The sequence below is a fragment of the Mycobacterium sherrisii genome (assembly GCF_002102355.1).
Taxonomy (GTDB): Bacteria; Actinomycetota; Actinomycetes; order Mycobacteriales; family Mycobacteriaceae; genus Mycobacterium; species Mycobacterium sherrisii.
In genome coordinates, this window is the sequence record NZ_LQPT01000053.1 from 1 (window position 1) to 11,957 (window position 11,957).

Sequence of the window (11,957 nt, forward strand, 5' to 3'; positions counted from 1 at the left end):
CCGGCGGACCTGTTGCCGCCGCCACCCGACGCGCCGCCCCCGCCGGCGGACCTGTTGCCGCCGCCACCCGACGCGCCGCCCCCGCCGGTATTGATCGATGCGATCGCACCTGCACCGCCACCGCCCGGCGACCCCGAAATTCTGAACCCCTAAGTAGAAATGCGTGGTCACCAAATAGCCCTTTGCTAATAGCGGCGGCTGCTCACACTTTCCGCGCCCGCTGGTGAAGTATTCGAAACACGGCGCCCGCTGTGGGCTTCGTCACAATTACGACATCGGGCTTTATCAATTCGCCCAGAATCGGAGCAAAGTCCGCCCAGCCGTCTAATACGATGGTTGGGCGGACTGCGCTCTCGCATAGCAAAAAATCGCTCGGCCAATCCTCGCGAGGGCGGCCCACCGCGGCGTGCCGCGGACCGCCGACGGCCGTATATCCTGTCGCTGCCCGCCATGATCGGGCAACGAAATGCACTGGGCTTTGAGTACGAGCGGGGACCTCATGATCTTCATCGTCGTCAAATGGGAAACGAAACCCGAGTGGTCCGACCGTTGGCCGGAGCTGGTTGCTCCGTTCACCGCGGCGACCCGTGCCGAAGAGGGCAATCTCTGGTTCGACTGGTCGCGCAGTCTGGAGAACCCCGCGGAGTACATCTTGGTCGAAGGGTTCCGCGACGGCGATGCCGGCCGCGCCCACGTCACCAGCGAGCACTTCAAGCGGGCGATGGAAGAGCTGCCGCAGGCGTTGCAGTCCACGCCCAAGATCATCAGCCAGACGATCGACGCCACCGGCTGGTCGGAGATGGGCGAGATAAGGGTCGGCTAGCCCTGATCCGTCGGCGGTCGACCCGTTTCGGACTCGGATGCGCGGCGGCTAGCCGACCGCAACCTCGATCTCCTGGCCCAACGCGTAACCGGGAGCCAGCGGCAGGGCGTCGCCGCTCCAAAACGAGCCTGGGTCAAAATAATTCGAGTACTTCTCGGTTTGCAGCAATCCCATCTCCTCGTAGGTGATGGCCACCGTCTCCGCGCAGTACGCCGTTTCCAGGACGAGGCGCTGTCGCTGCTTACGGCGCTGTGTGGACTCCCGAATCTTCTTGTCTACGAGCGGGATTCCCTGCAGCCAGTCGTAGGCGGTCGGCAGTCGGCCGCGCAACCACCGGCCGGTGAGCCGCGCGGTCGTGGGGAAGGCGGTCCCGTCCATCCGCGCGATCACCTGCAGCAGTGCGTTTTCCTGCTCGCGGCCGGGATTGGGGGTGAGCTGACGCAGCCAGCACCGCTGGCGGTAGCGCTGTGCCCATTGCAGGACGGCTTGGTGCAGATCGTTGAGCTGCACCCCTCGGTGATTGGTTCCGGTCCACAAGTCGACGAGCTTGTCGCCTAATTCGGCATGCCAAATCAGTGGCGGCAGGTCGTCGATGGCCACCGTCATCCCGACATGGTTCACCGGGCTGTTCGTCAGGGTCTGGATGGCGCGGTCCGGTCCGGATCCGCCGCGAAACAGCCACAGGTCACCGGTGCGCGTCTCGTGCACCGCTTGTTCCAATGTCAGCATGTAAGTCCGCTCATCACAGGGAACAGAGCAATCGCTTTTTCGGGTGCGGGCCTAGCGTGTCAATTATGCGCAACATTTGGAAGTGGATCGGGCTGGCCGGTGTTGCTGGGGTCGTCGCAGGGGGTGCGTTGGTGGTCCGCGACGAACGCAAACGGCGCGCCTACACACCTGACGAGATTCGCGCCCGGCTGCATGAGCGGTTGGCCCAATCCGATGGGCAGGGCGGTCAGGCCGGACCCGGATTGCGCGACACTTAACTGGTTGCGCCGACACGCCGTAGCGGTTCGCAACGGATTAAGTTTCGAGCGATCAGGACGCACTCAGCCCGGCCGGCTCGCGACCGCGAACAATTGATGGCTGCCCGAAAACCCTTTCAACTCGACGTCGCGTCCGTCGTCGAACGCCACGTCGGCGCAGTCGTCGCGGTCGCTCAACGCGTCGCGTACCGGCTGGCTCACCAAGATTTCGCCACCGACCGCCTGCGCCGCGACCCTGGCGGCCAGGGCGACGTTGCGACCGAACAGATCATCGCCGCGGCGCACCGAGCGTCCCATGTGGATCCCGATCCGCACGCGAATTGCGGTGTGCCGCTTACGTTTTTCATCCCCACGCAAAGCGCTTTGCAGATCGACGCCGCAGCGCACCGCCTGCTCGGGACGGGCGAAGGCGATCATGAAACCGTCGCCCTGACTCTTGACCACATGGCCGCAATGGCGCTTGACCAGACCGGAGACGAGCTTGTCGTGCGCGGCGATCAGCTTGACCCAGGCGCGGTCGCCGATTCGTTCGTTGAGCGCGGTGGACTCCTCGATGTCGGAGAACAGGATCACCACCCGGCCGTCCGGGGTCACCCGGGCCAAGTCGGGCCGCTCCACCTCGGCCCAGTCGGCGAGTTCTTCGATGGAACCGCGCACGGCCGCGCCGAAGCCCTCCTTGCGCATCACGTTCGCGGTGTTCCACACCGTCTTGACGGCCTCCCGGCCGCCGGAGATCAGCCAGTTGCGCGTGTCGGCACGTTGCCGCAACTCCTCGGCCTCCGCCTGGCTACGGACGAGCAACCTCCACAGCACCACGAGCGCGCCGGCCTCGAGCACCACGATCCCGGTCAGCGCATAAACCGCGATGTGTAGCGCGTCACCCACACAGGCATCCTCGCAAAGCCCGCCATTGCCTCAGGTTGTCGGGCCTATACGCAGTGTCTAGGGTTGATGACGGACGCCTCGGGAATAGTGAATCTCAAGAAACCGATCAGGTGATTTTTGGGAGGTTCGGTCTTGGCCGAAGACGGTGGGCGTTCGTCGAATCTCATGGTCATCTTCGGGATCACCGGGGATCTGGCCCGCAAGATGACGTTTCGGGCCTTGTATCGGTTGGAAACCCGCAACCTGCTGGACTGCCCGATCCTGGGTGTGGCCAGCGACGACATCACGGTGGACCAACTCGTCGAGCGCGCGCACCAAGCCATCGGCGACGCCGGCGAGAAGATCGACGAAGCGGCGTTCAAGCGGCTCGCGGGCCGGCTCAGCTACGTGCACGGGGACGTCACCGATGGCGCGCTCTACGACACGCTTGCCGAGACGATCGGCTCGGATTACCGCCCGCTGTATTACCTGGAGATGCCACCGTCGTTGTTCGCGCCGATCGTGGAGAACCTGGGGCGGGCGGGTTTGCTGGAGCGGGCCCGCGTCGCCGTCGAAAAGCCGTTCGGCCACGACCTGCAGTCGGCGCGCGAGTTGAACGGGCGGCTGCGGGCGGTGCTGGACGAAGACCAGATCTTGCGGGTGGACCACTTCCTGGGCAAACAGCCGGTGGTGGAACTCGAGTGCTTGCGGTTCGCCAACCAGGCACTGGCCTCGCTGTGGAATCGCCAAAGCGTGTCGCAGATCCACATCACGATGGCCGAAGACTTCGGTGTGGAGGATCGCGGCAGGTTCTACGACGCGGTCGGCACGCTGCGCGACGTCGTGCAGAATCACCTGCTGCAGGTGCTGGCCTTGGTGGCGATGGAACCGCCGGTTGGCCTCAGCGGTGACGATCTCAACGACAAAAAGTACGAGGTGTTCCGGGCCATGCCGGCGGTGAATCCCAAGCAATGCGTGCGAGGGCAATACCGCGGTTACACCGATGTGCCCGGCGTGGCGAAGGATTCGAAGACCGAGACCTTCATCGCGTTGCGGACCGAAATCGACAACTGGCGCTGGTCCGGCGTGCCGATCTTCCTACGAGCGGGAAAAGCCTTGCCGGAGAAGGTGACAGAGGTTCGGTTGTTTCTGCATCACGTTCCCCGGCTGGCCTTCCTCAACCACAAGGGTCCGGCCGAACCCAACCAGCTGGTGTTGCGCATCGACCCCGACCCTGGGATGCGGCTGCAGATATCCGCTCAGGTCGGCGACGCCTTTCGGGACGTTCACCTGGATTCTGAATTCGCCACTGATCTGGGCGAAGCGGAGCGACCTTACGAACTGCTGTTCCAGGCCGCGCTGGCCGGCGATCACCAGCTCTTCGCGCGCGAGGACAGCATCGAGGAGACGTGGCGCATCGTTGCGCCCTTGCTGGACAAGCCAAGCGAGATCCACCAGTACGATCCGGGATCCTGGGGGCCCGAGGCCGCGGGGTCGCTGTTGCCCGGTCGCCGCCGCTGGCAGGAACCGTGGATGCCGACGAACAACACCGCCGCACGATAAGGAGACCGGAGAAAATGCAGCTGGGAATGATCGGCCTGGGCCGGATGGGCGCGAACATCATTCGCCGCGTGGTCAGCGGTGGGCACGAGGGCGTGGTGTACGACCACGACGAGAGCGTCGTCAAGACCTTGGCCGCGGAGGCGGGGATGACGGGGGCGTTCTCGGTTGCCGAGTTGGCCGAGAAGATGACCGCCCCTCGGGTCGTGTGGGTGATGGTGCCCGCGGGCAGCATCACCACGTCGGTGATCGAAGAACTCGCCACGACGCTCGACCCCGGCGACATTGTGATCGACGGCGGCAACTCCTACTATCGCGACGACATGAAGCACTCAAAGCTATTGGCGGAGAAAGGCATTCACCTCTTAGATTGTGGGACCAGCGGTGGTGTCTGGGGTCGGGAGCGTGGCTACTGCCTGATGATCGGTGGCCACGAGGAATCCTTCGCGCATGCCGAGCCACTGTTCGCGGCCATCGCGCCCGGTGTGGATGCGGCGCCGCGGACGCCGGGCCGCGACGGTGAGGTCGCCCAGGCCGAGAAGGGTTATCTGTACTGCGGGCCGTCCGGGGCCGGGCACTTCGTGAAGATGGTGCACAACGGAATCGAGTACGGGATGATGGCCTCGCTCGCCGAGGGACTCAATATCCTGCGCAACGCCGACGTCGGCAACCGCGTCGTGACGGGCGACGCCGAAACCGCCCCGCTGTCCAACCCCGAGTGCTACCGGTACGACATCGACATCCCAGAAGTGGCCGAGGTGTGGCGGCGGGGCAGCGTCATCGGCTCCTGGCTGCTGGATCTGACCGCGAGCGCGCTGCACGAATCACCCGACCTGCACGAGTTCTCCGGACGGGTCTCCGATTCCGGAGAGGGCCGCTGGACCGCGATCGCCGCGATCGACGAGGGCGTCCCCGCGCCGGTGTTGACGACGGCGCTACAGTCCCGCTTCGCCTCACGCGATCTCGACGACTTCGCGAACAAGGCGCTGTCGGCGATGCGCAAGCAATTCGGCGGGCACGCGGAGAAACCGGCTAACTAGCCGTCAACCGCCGGACGAAGTCCACGACGGCTTGGGTGAAGGCGTCGTTGTCGTCGCCGGCCGCGGTATGCCCGGCGTGCGACAGCTCGACGAATTCGGCGCGCGGCACGGTGTCCAGGAAGTGCTGGACGCCTTTCGGGCTGACGACATCGGAAAGCTTGCCGCGGATCAACAGAATTGGGATTTGCAGGCGCGCCGCGGCGCGCTCGAAATTGTCGGTCCGCAGCTCCGGGTCGTCGCCGGGCGCGGTCATGAACGCCGGATCCCAGTGCCAGTACCAGCGTCCGTCGCGCAGCCGCAGATTCTTCTTCAGTCCCTCGGGGCTGCGTGGCTTGCTGCGGTGCGGCAGATACGCCGAGACCGCGTCCGCGGCCTCCTCGAGCGAGGCGAAACCGTGCAGGTTGGTCAGCATGAAGTCACGGATGCGCGCGCTGCCGTTCTTCTCGTACCGCGGCACCACGTCAACCAGGACCAGGCCCGTCACCTTGTCCGGTCCCGCGGCGTCGGCGACCAGGATGCCGGTCAGCCCGCCCATGCTGGCGCCGATCAGCACCACCGGCCGGCCGATCGCCGCGAGCACGTGCAAGACGTCGGCCTGCAGGGTTTCGATCGCGTAGTCCGCATTCGGCGCGCGGTCGCTGTCACCGTGGCCGCGGCTGTCGAGCGCGATGACGTGGTAACCCTCGTCGGCCAGGAATTGGCCGGTGTTTTTCCAGGAGAACCGGTTTTGACCCCCGCCGTGCAGCATCAAAATCGTGGGCCGATCCGCGGCCGCCGCCGCGTGGTTCCACTCGTCGGCAACCAAACCGATACCGCCCACGCCCGCGAACTTCACCGTGCTCATCGGACTGACGTTACATAGCCCCCGCGAGCCCCCCGATGAGTTCTGCCGGTTGCCGGGGTCTATCAGGCAAACCCGACCGAAAGGAGACGCCCGTGCCAACAATCACGCCCTCGCTGTGGTTCGACCACAATCTGGAGGAGGCGGCGACGTTCTACACCTCGGTGTTCCCCAATTCGCGGATCGAGGATTACAACCGTTGCACCGATGCCGGCCCCGGCGAGCCCGGCACGGTGTTGTCGGGCACCTTCGTGCTGGACGGCACCCGGTTCATCGGGATCAACGGCGGCCCCTACTTCTCCTTCAGCAAGGCGGTGTCGTTCACGATCGACTGCAAGGACCAGGACGAGGTCGACTACTACTGGGACCGGCTGACCGACGGCGGCGCGGAATCGCAGTGCGGCTGGTGTACCGACCGCTTCGGCCTGAGCTGGCAGATCGTCCCGCGGCGCCTCTATGAGCTGGTGAACCATCCCGATCCGGCGCGCGCGACGGCCGCCACCCGCGCCATGCACGGCATGCGCAAGATCGTCGTCGCCGACCTGGAGCGGGCGGCGGACGAGGCATCGGGCGTTCCCGGCCGGTGATCGGGTTGTTCGCCGAAATCGACGCCGGCGCGACCGCGTTCGACGGACCAACGCGCTGGCGTCGGTCGGTGCGCTGCGCGGTCACACACGTTAGGTTGGTCCCTGCGGACGCGGGGAACAGGAGTGGATATGGCCGGCAATGCTCAGGTGTCCCCCCGATGACCGAGCCGCGATGGATCGACGTGCCGGGGCCACCCGGCGACGTCAAGGCGCTGACCTGGGGCCCGCCCGACGGTCCGATCGCGTTGTGTATGCACGGCTTCCCCGACACGGCCTACGGCTGGCGCAAGGTCGCGCCCCTGCTCGCCAAGGCCGGGTGGCGGGTCATCGCGCCGTTCATGCGTGGGTACGCGCCGTCGTCGATTCCCGACGATGGCAGCTACCACGTCGGCGCCATCATGGACGACGCCCTGCGCGTCCGGACGGCCGCCGGCGGAACCGACCGCGACGTCGTGATCGGTCACGACTGGGGTGCGCTGGCGGCCACCGGGCTGGCCGCGTTGCCCAACAGCCCGTTCACCAAAGCGGTGATCATGTCGGTGCCGGTCTCGGCCGCTTTCCGAGGGCAGGTCAGCGAGCGGGGCCGGCTGGCCCGGTTGCTGCCGCATCAGCTGCTGCGCAGCTGGTACATCTTTTACTTCCAGTTGCCTTGGCTGCCAGAGCGTTCGGCGCGCTGGATCCTGCCGCTGCTGTGGCGGCGATGGTCGCCGGGTTACCGCGGCGCCGAGGAGGACCTTCGCCACGTCGACGCCGCGATCGGAACACCGGAGAGCTGGCGGGCGGCGCTGGGCACCTACCGGGCCACGCTGCGCAACACCAAGCCGCCGCAGCGTTACGCCGACCTGAACGAGCGGTGGACCGAAGCGCCCATCCTGCCCAGCTTGTACCTACACGGTCGCGACGACGGCTGCATGACTTCGGCTTTCGCGCACTGGACGGCCAAGGTGCTGCCCGCCGGAAGCGACGTGGCGATCATCGACCATGCCGGCCATTTCCTGCAGCTGGAACAGCCCGAGAAGGTCGCCGACCGGGTGCTGGCATTCGTCGGCTCACCCGGCTGACGCCGTGCCTCGCGTCGTGTCGGGGCGGCGAATGGCGGCCGTCGACGCGCAGTTCTACTGGATGTCGGCCAAGATCCCCAGCGACGAGTTCCTGCTCTACGCCTTCGACGGCGAACTGGCCGACCCGGATCGGGCCGTGGCCCAGGTGCTCGGCCGGGCCGCCGCTTGCCCCGCCCTGAGCGTGCGCGTCCGCGACGGATGCTCGCTGACGTATCCGCAGTGGGTGCCCGCGCCGGTGGGCAGCGAGCAGGTGGTGCGCCACGCCGTGCCCGGCGGCACCTGGGCCGGCTGCTTGACGGCGGTGGCCGGGCTCGGCGACCAACAGCTGGACCTGCGCCGCACGCCCTGGTTGCTGCACGTGTTCACCCCGGTATTCGGCATCCCGGGTGTCGACCGCCCGGGCACCGTCGCGGTGCTGCAGCTGCCGCATGCGCTGGCCGACGGCGCCCGCGGGACCGCGATGGCGTCCTGGCTCTTCGGCCGGACGGCGCCGGTGCCCGAGGTGCGCCGCCCGCGGCCGGGCTGCTTCGGCTGGCGCGCGGTACAGGCGGCACGCGCCCACCGCACGCTGGTCCGCGACACCCGCGCGGGCCTGCTGGCCGCCGGGGTCGGTTCGCGGCCGCCGGTCGCCACCAACACCCGCCCCCAGGGCGCCCGCTCGGTGCGCACCCTGGTGCGCCACCGCACACAGTTGGCCGGACCGACCGTCACCATCGGGGTACTCGCCGCGGTGTCCGGCGCACTGTCTGGACTGCTGGACAGTGCGCCGCCGTCGTTGGGCGCCGAGGTGCCGATGGTGAAACCCGTTGCGCGACAGGCCAATAACCATTTCGGCAATGCCGTGGTCGGCCTCTATCCGGACCTTGCCCCGGAGGTGCGGATGGAGCGCATCCGCACCGACCTGAGCAACGCACGGCGCCGCTTCGAACATCCGGCCACACGTAGCGCCGGCCAGGCTTTCGCCGCGGTACCCGCCCCGTTACTGCGTTGGGGCATCTCACAATTCGACGCCGACGCCCGGCCCACCGAAGTGCTCGGCAACACGGTGCTGTCCAGCGTCAACCGCGGCGCCGCCGATTTGCGCTTCGGGGGTGCCCGCGTGGTCCTCACGGCCGGATACCCGGCCCTGTCCCCCGCCATGAGCCTGACGCACGGGGTGCACGGTATCGGCGAGACCATCGCGATCAGCGTCCACGCGGCGGAGTCGGCCGTCGGCGACATCGACGCCTACGTCGAGTTGCTGGCCGCGGCGCTATGACCTACTGCGCATCGCCCGATCGGGCCGCTTCCGCGCGGGTGAGCCCGGCGGCGCCGATGAACTCCTCATGCCATTCGAACCACACGGTGTGGTAGGAGTCGGCCAGCGGCCGGGTCAGCCAGGAACCATCGCCGGACTTGATTTTCTCAAGAGCGGCAATCAGTTTCGTCGCGTAGGCGCTCAGCCGAGGGAGTTGGGCAGCGACGGCCTCGATGATGGGCAACACCCGGGCGTGCACCGCGTCGAGACGGGCCAGCACCGCGGCGTCGTACTCGGCGTCGTCGTGCGGGTTGGGCGCGCCGTCCTTGAGCTGCCAGTCGGTGACCAAGGACTTGAATTCCGCGTTCACCCGCCGGAAGTCGTTGTAGGCCGCGGTGATCGCGCCCGTGTCGATACCTTCGCGTTCCTCGGCGAGCAGCGCCGCCAAGCGGTCGCGCCCGCCCGCACTGATTCGCAGCGTCGCCCCACCGAGCAGCAGGCCCGCGGTGGTCAGCTGGTCGACGATCCGGGTGACGGTGCTGACGTCGGCATCGACAGTGACGGCCAGATCCCCCGGCGATACCCGGCCCTTGAGTCGAACCGCTTGCAGCACCGCCAATTCCGTCACCGCTGTCCCCTCAGCCGCAGCGCCGCCAGCATCGCGATCAGCGGCGAGCCCGTCAGCACGTCGGTGTGTCCGGCATCCAGGGCGGCGCGTACCGCGTCGTCGGAGGTGCCGTTCAGTCGGGGGTAGTCGCCCTCGGCATGCGCCCGCAGCGGGCTGACCTGCCGTGCGAGGTCGGCGAGCTCACGCAACTCGGGTGTGTCGTTCTCCGACCACGAGGATGCGGTCAGATTACCTTCGCGCACTTCGCCTTCGCAGCCGTCGACGGTGATCTGTCGGCCCGCGAGCGTGGCGGCGACCCCGTGCCCGCAGCCCACCACCGCGACCCGGCCGAGTTCACGGCTGACTACCGCCGCATGGCTGGCCGCTCCACCGACCTCGGTGACGATGCCCTGCGCGGCGAGCATGCCCAGGACGTCCTCGGGTCGGGTGTGGTCGCGTACCAGGATGACCTGCTCACCGCGGTCGGCGGCGGCGAGCGCCGCGTCCACCTCCGTGTAGGCCGTGCCCGACGCGACGCCGGGGCACGCGGGCAAGCCGCGGGCCAAAAGTGGTGCAGCCAAGCGTGTTTCGGGCTGCAGCGTCGGCCGCAGCAGCGCCTCGACGTGTGCCGGTGTCACCCGGCGCAGTGTTTCGGCCGGCTCGATCAATCCCTCGTGGCGTAACTGCAGTGCCAGCCGCACCGCCGCCTGCGCCGAGCGCTCGGCCGACCGGGTCTGCAGCAGCCAAAGCTTGCCGTCTTCGACGGTGAACTCGATCTCCTGGACGTCGGAACCAAGACGCTCCAGGGTGCGCGCGGCGTCCATCAGCTCGGCATAGACGTCCGGCTGTTCGTCGCGAAGCGCGGTGATCGGCTCGACGTCGACCAGCCCCGAGACGACGTCGTCGCCCTGGCCCCCGGGCAGCCACTCGCCGAAGGGCTCGTTGGCCCCGGTGATCGGGTTGCGGGAAAAGAACGCTCCCGCACCGGAATTGGGGCCGTAATTGCCAAATACCATGGCCTGCACCACCACTGCGGTGCCGCCCCGGTCGTCGAGGCCGTAGTGGTGGCGGTAGGCGGTGGCGCGCGGGGAATTCCACGACGCGAATACCGCCTCGACGGCCGTCCGCAGCTGCGCGTATGGGTCGGCGGGAATGGACTGCGAGCCGACGATGCGCCGATACATGGTGGCGAACCGAGCCCGGGTGTCGCGGGCGAACTGTTCGGATCCGGCTGCGGCCAGCGCTTGTTCGACGGCGTCGTTGCTGCCCACGTTCAGGATCGTGTCCATCATGCCGGGCATCGATAGGCTCGCCCCCGAGCGCACGCTGACCAGCAGCGGCCGCGGCCCGCGGCCGAACGTGCGGGCGGTCTCGGTTTCCAGCCACCGCATCCGGCGCAGCACGTCGTCCCAGATCGCATCCAACGTCGCGGCGGGGTTGCCCAGGTATCGCGAGCCCACTTCCGTGGTGATGCAGAACGCCGCCGGCACCGGCAAGCGGTGCCGGCGCATGATCTCGATGCCGTGTCCCTTGTTGCCCAACAGCTCGCGCGGATGGTCCGCGTCGCCGTTCAGCAACACCACGGTGTGGTCGGTGGAGGTGGGCGCATGCTTTGTGCCTCGTGCGATACGCGCCGTGGGTCCACCCCCTCCTGGTCCGGCTGGTTTCGGCAAACGCGGGAATGTCGCTATGTTCCCACACCCCTCCGGAGGCACCGCGGCTCGCGGTTGCTGCAAACCCGGCCAACCGATGATCTAGGTTTGCACGTATGACTCCCTATGACGTCGGATTACTGATCCTGCGGCTGGTGTTGGGCGTGACATTGGCCGCACACGGCTATAACAAATTCTTCGGCGGTGGCCGGATTCCGGGCACCGCGCGCTGGTTCGAAAGCATCGGTATGAAGCCGGGCAAGTTCCACGCGACGGTGGCCGCCACCACCGAGATGGCCGCCGGACTGGGATTGGCCGCCGGGCTGTTGACCCCGATCCCGGCGGCCGGCTTTGTCGCTTTGATGCTGGTCGCTGCGTGGACGGTACATCGCCGGAACGGATTCTTCATCGTCAAGGAAGGCTGGGAGTACAACCTGGTCCTGGCCGTCAGCGCGGTGGCGGTGGCCACGCTGGGGCCCGGCCGACTCAGCCTGGACTGGCTGATCTTTGGGATCAACAACCCGCTGATCGGTTGGAACGGGCTGCTGATCGCGCTCGCGCTCGGCCTGGCGGGCGGCCTCGGCCTGTTGCTGATCTTCTACCGGCCACCGGCCCAGCAAGCGGGCTGATCAAGGGTCGTCGTCGTCGGGGCTGAGCAGCTGTTCGGGGTGATGGACGCTGTTGGTGCGGGGTTGGCCT

13 protein-coding genes are annotated in these 11,957 nt (G+C 67.5%); 8 read left to right on the top strand and 5 right to left on the bottom strand.

What is annotated here, in order from left to right:
- The first annotated feature begins 499 nt into the window (after nt 1-499).
- Nucleotides 500-823, top strand: coding sequence for a putative quinol monooxygenase (locus AWC25_RS09230; protein ID WP_069403026.1), 324 nt, complete (start codon nt 500-502; stop codon nt 821-823).
- Nucleotides 824-871: 48 nt separating this feature from the next.
- Here the strand turns inward: AWC25_RS09230 and AWC25_RS09235 are convergent, their stop codons facing one another.
- A complete protein-coding gene (locus AWC25_RS09235) occupies nt 872-1,552 on the bottom strand; it encodes a guanylate cyclase (protein ID WP_085166673.1) in 681 nt (226 codons plus the stop codon).
- 65 nt (nt 1,553-1,617) lie between these two features.
- On the opposite strand from AWC25_RS09235, the gene AWC25_RS09240 reads away from it, so the two are divergent.
- The gene (locus AWC25_RS09240) at nt 1,618-1,809 is read left to right on the top strand and encodes a hypothetical protein (protein ID WP_069403024.1); all 192 of its coding nucleotides are present in this window, start codon (nt 1,618-1,620) and stop codon (nt 1,807-1,809) included.
- A 63-nt stretch (nt 1,810-1,872) separates the two neighbouring features.
- On the opposite strand, the gene AWC25_RS09245 is transcribed toward AWC25_RS09240, so the two are convergent.
- Nucleotides 1,873-2,694 (bottom strand): adenylate/guanylate cyclase domain-containing protein, encoded by an 822-nt coding sequence (locus AWC25_RS09245; RefSeq protein WP_085166674.1) that lies wholly within the window; start codon nt 2,692-2,694, stop codon nt 1,873-1,875.
- Nucleotides 2,695-2,826: 132 nt separating this feature from the next.
- Here AWC25_RS09245 and AWC25_RS09250 point away from each other — a divergent pair, with 132 nt between their 5' ends.
- Both AWC25_RS09250 and gnd read left to right on the top strand, forming a co-directional pair.
- Nucleotides 2,827-4,236, top strand: a complete 1,410-nt coding sequence (locus AWC25_RS09250; protein ID WP_085166675.1) for a glucose-6-phosphate dehydrogenase — start codon at nt 2,827-2,829, stop codon at nt 4,234-4,236.
- A gap of 14 nt (nt 4,237-4,250) precedes the next feature.
- Nucleotides 4,251-5,273: a phosphogluconate dehydrogenase (NAD(+)-dependent, decarboxylating) gene (gene gnd / locus AWC25_RS09255; RefSeq protein ID WP_069403021.1), complete on the top strand. Its 1,023-nt coding sequence runs from the start codon at nt 4,251-4,253 to the stop codon at nt 5,271-5,273.
- Here the strand turns inward: gnd and AWC25_RS09260 are convergent.
- Complete coding sequence (locus AWC25_RS09260) at nt 5,266-6,117, bottom strand: alpha/beta fold hydrolase (protein ID WP_085166676.1); 852 nt, start codon at nt 6,115-6,117, stop codon at nt 5,266-5,268. The two genes, gnd and AWC25_RS09260, sit on opposite strands and share 8 nt — an antisense overlap.
- A gap of 92 nt (nt 6,118-6,209) precedes the next feature.
- Between AWC25_RS09260 and AWC25_RS09265 the strand changes: the two genes are divergently transcribed.
- The 3 genes from AWC25_RS09265 to AWC25_RS09275 all read left to right on the top strand — a co-directional run bounded on the left by AWC25_RS09265 (nt 6,210) and on the right by AWC25_RS09275 (nt 9,020).
- Nucleotides 6,210-6,701 carry a VOC family protein gene (locus AWC25_RS09265; protein WP_085166677.1) on the top strand — a complete coding sequence of 164 codons (492 nt, stop codon included), beginning with the start codon at nt 6,210-6,212 and terminating at the stop codon, nt 6,699-6,701.
- 158 nt (nt 6,702-6,859) lie between these two features.
- Entirely contained in the window at nt 6,860-7,762 is a 903-nt protein-coding gene (locus AWC25_RS09270) for an alpha/beta fold hydrolase (protein ID WP_085166678.1), read from the top strand.
- A gap of 16 nt (nt 7,763-7,778) precedes the next feature.
- Entirely contained in the window at nt 7,779-9,020 is a 1,242-nt protein-coding gene (locus tag AWC25_RS09275) for a WS/DGAT domain-containing protein (protein WP_244899483.1), read from the top strand.
- A 1-nt stretch (nt 9,021) separates the two neighbouring features.
- Here AWC25_RS09275 and AWC25_RS09280 read toward each other — a convergent pair whose 3' ends face one another.
- Together AWC25_RS09280 and AWC25_RS09285 are read right to left on the bottom strand one after the other, a co-directional pair.
- Nucleotides 9,022-9,627, bottom strand: a complete 606-nt coding sequence (locus AWC25_RS09280) for a hypothetical protein (RefSeq protein ID WP_069403066.1) — start codon at nt 9,625-9,627, stop codon at nt 9,022-9,024.
- Nucleotides 9,624-11,189, bottom strand: coding sequence for a pyruvate, phosphate dikinase (locus AWC25_RS09285; protein ID WP_069403067.1), 1,566 nt, complete (start codon nt 11,187-11,189; stop codon nt 9,624-9,626). Before AWC25_RS09285 ends, AWC25_RS09280 begins: the two co-directional genes overlap by 4 nt.
- A gap of 185 nt (nt 11,190-11,374) precedes the next feature.
- On the opposite strand from AWC25_RS09285, the gene AWC25_RS09290 reads away from it, so the two are divergent.
- The gene (locus AWC25_RS09290) at nt 11,375-11,887 is read left to right on the top strand and encodes a DoxX family protein (protein ID WP_069403068.1); all 513 of its coding nucleotides are present in this window, start codon (nt 11,375-11,377) and stop codon (nt 11,885-11,887) included.
- Nucleotides 11,888-11,957 lie beyond the last annotated feature (70 nt).

What these genes read in the sequence shown, in the direction of transcription:
- AWC25_RS09230 (WP_069403026.1), top strand. Translation starts at nt 500, where the DNA reads ATGATCTTCATCGTCGTCAAATGGGAAACGAAACCCGAGTGGTCCGAC.
- AWC25_RS09235 (WP_085166673.1), bottom strand. Translation starts at nt 1,552, where the DNA reads ATGCTGACATTGGAACAAGCGGTGCACGAGACGCGCACCGGTGACCTG.
- AWC25_RS09240 (WP_069403024.1), top strand. Translation starts at nt 1,618, where the DNA reads ATGCGCAACATTTGGAAGTGGATCGGGCTGGCCGGTGTTGCTGGGGTC.
- gnd (WP_069403021.1), top strand. Translation starts at nt 4,251, where the DNA reads ATGCAGCTGGGAATGATCGGCCTGGGCCGGATGGGCGCGAACATCATT.
- AWC25_RS09260 (WP_085166676.1), bottom strand. Translation starts at nt 6,117, where the DNA reads ATGAGCACGGTGAAGTTCGCGGGCGTGGGCGGTATCGGTTTGGTTGCC.
- AWC25_RS09270 (WP_085166678.1), top strand. Translation starts at nt 6,860, where the DNA reads ATGACCGAGCCGCGATGGATCGACGTGCCGGGGCCACCCGGCGACGTC.
- AWC25_RS09290 (WP_069403068.1), top strand. Translation starts at nt 11,375, where the DNA reads ATGACTCCCTATGACGTCGGATTACTGATCCTGCGGCTGGTGTTGGGC.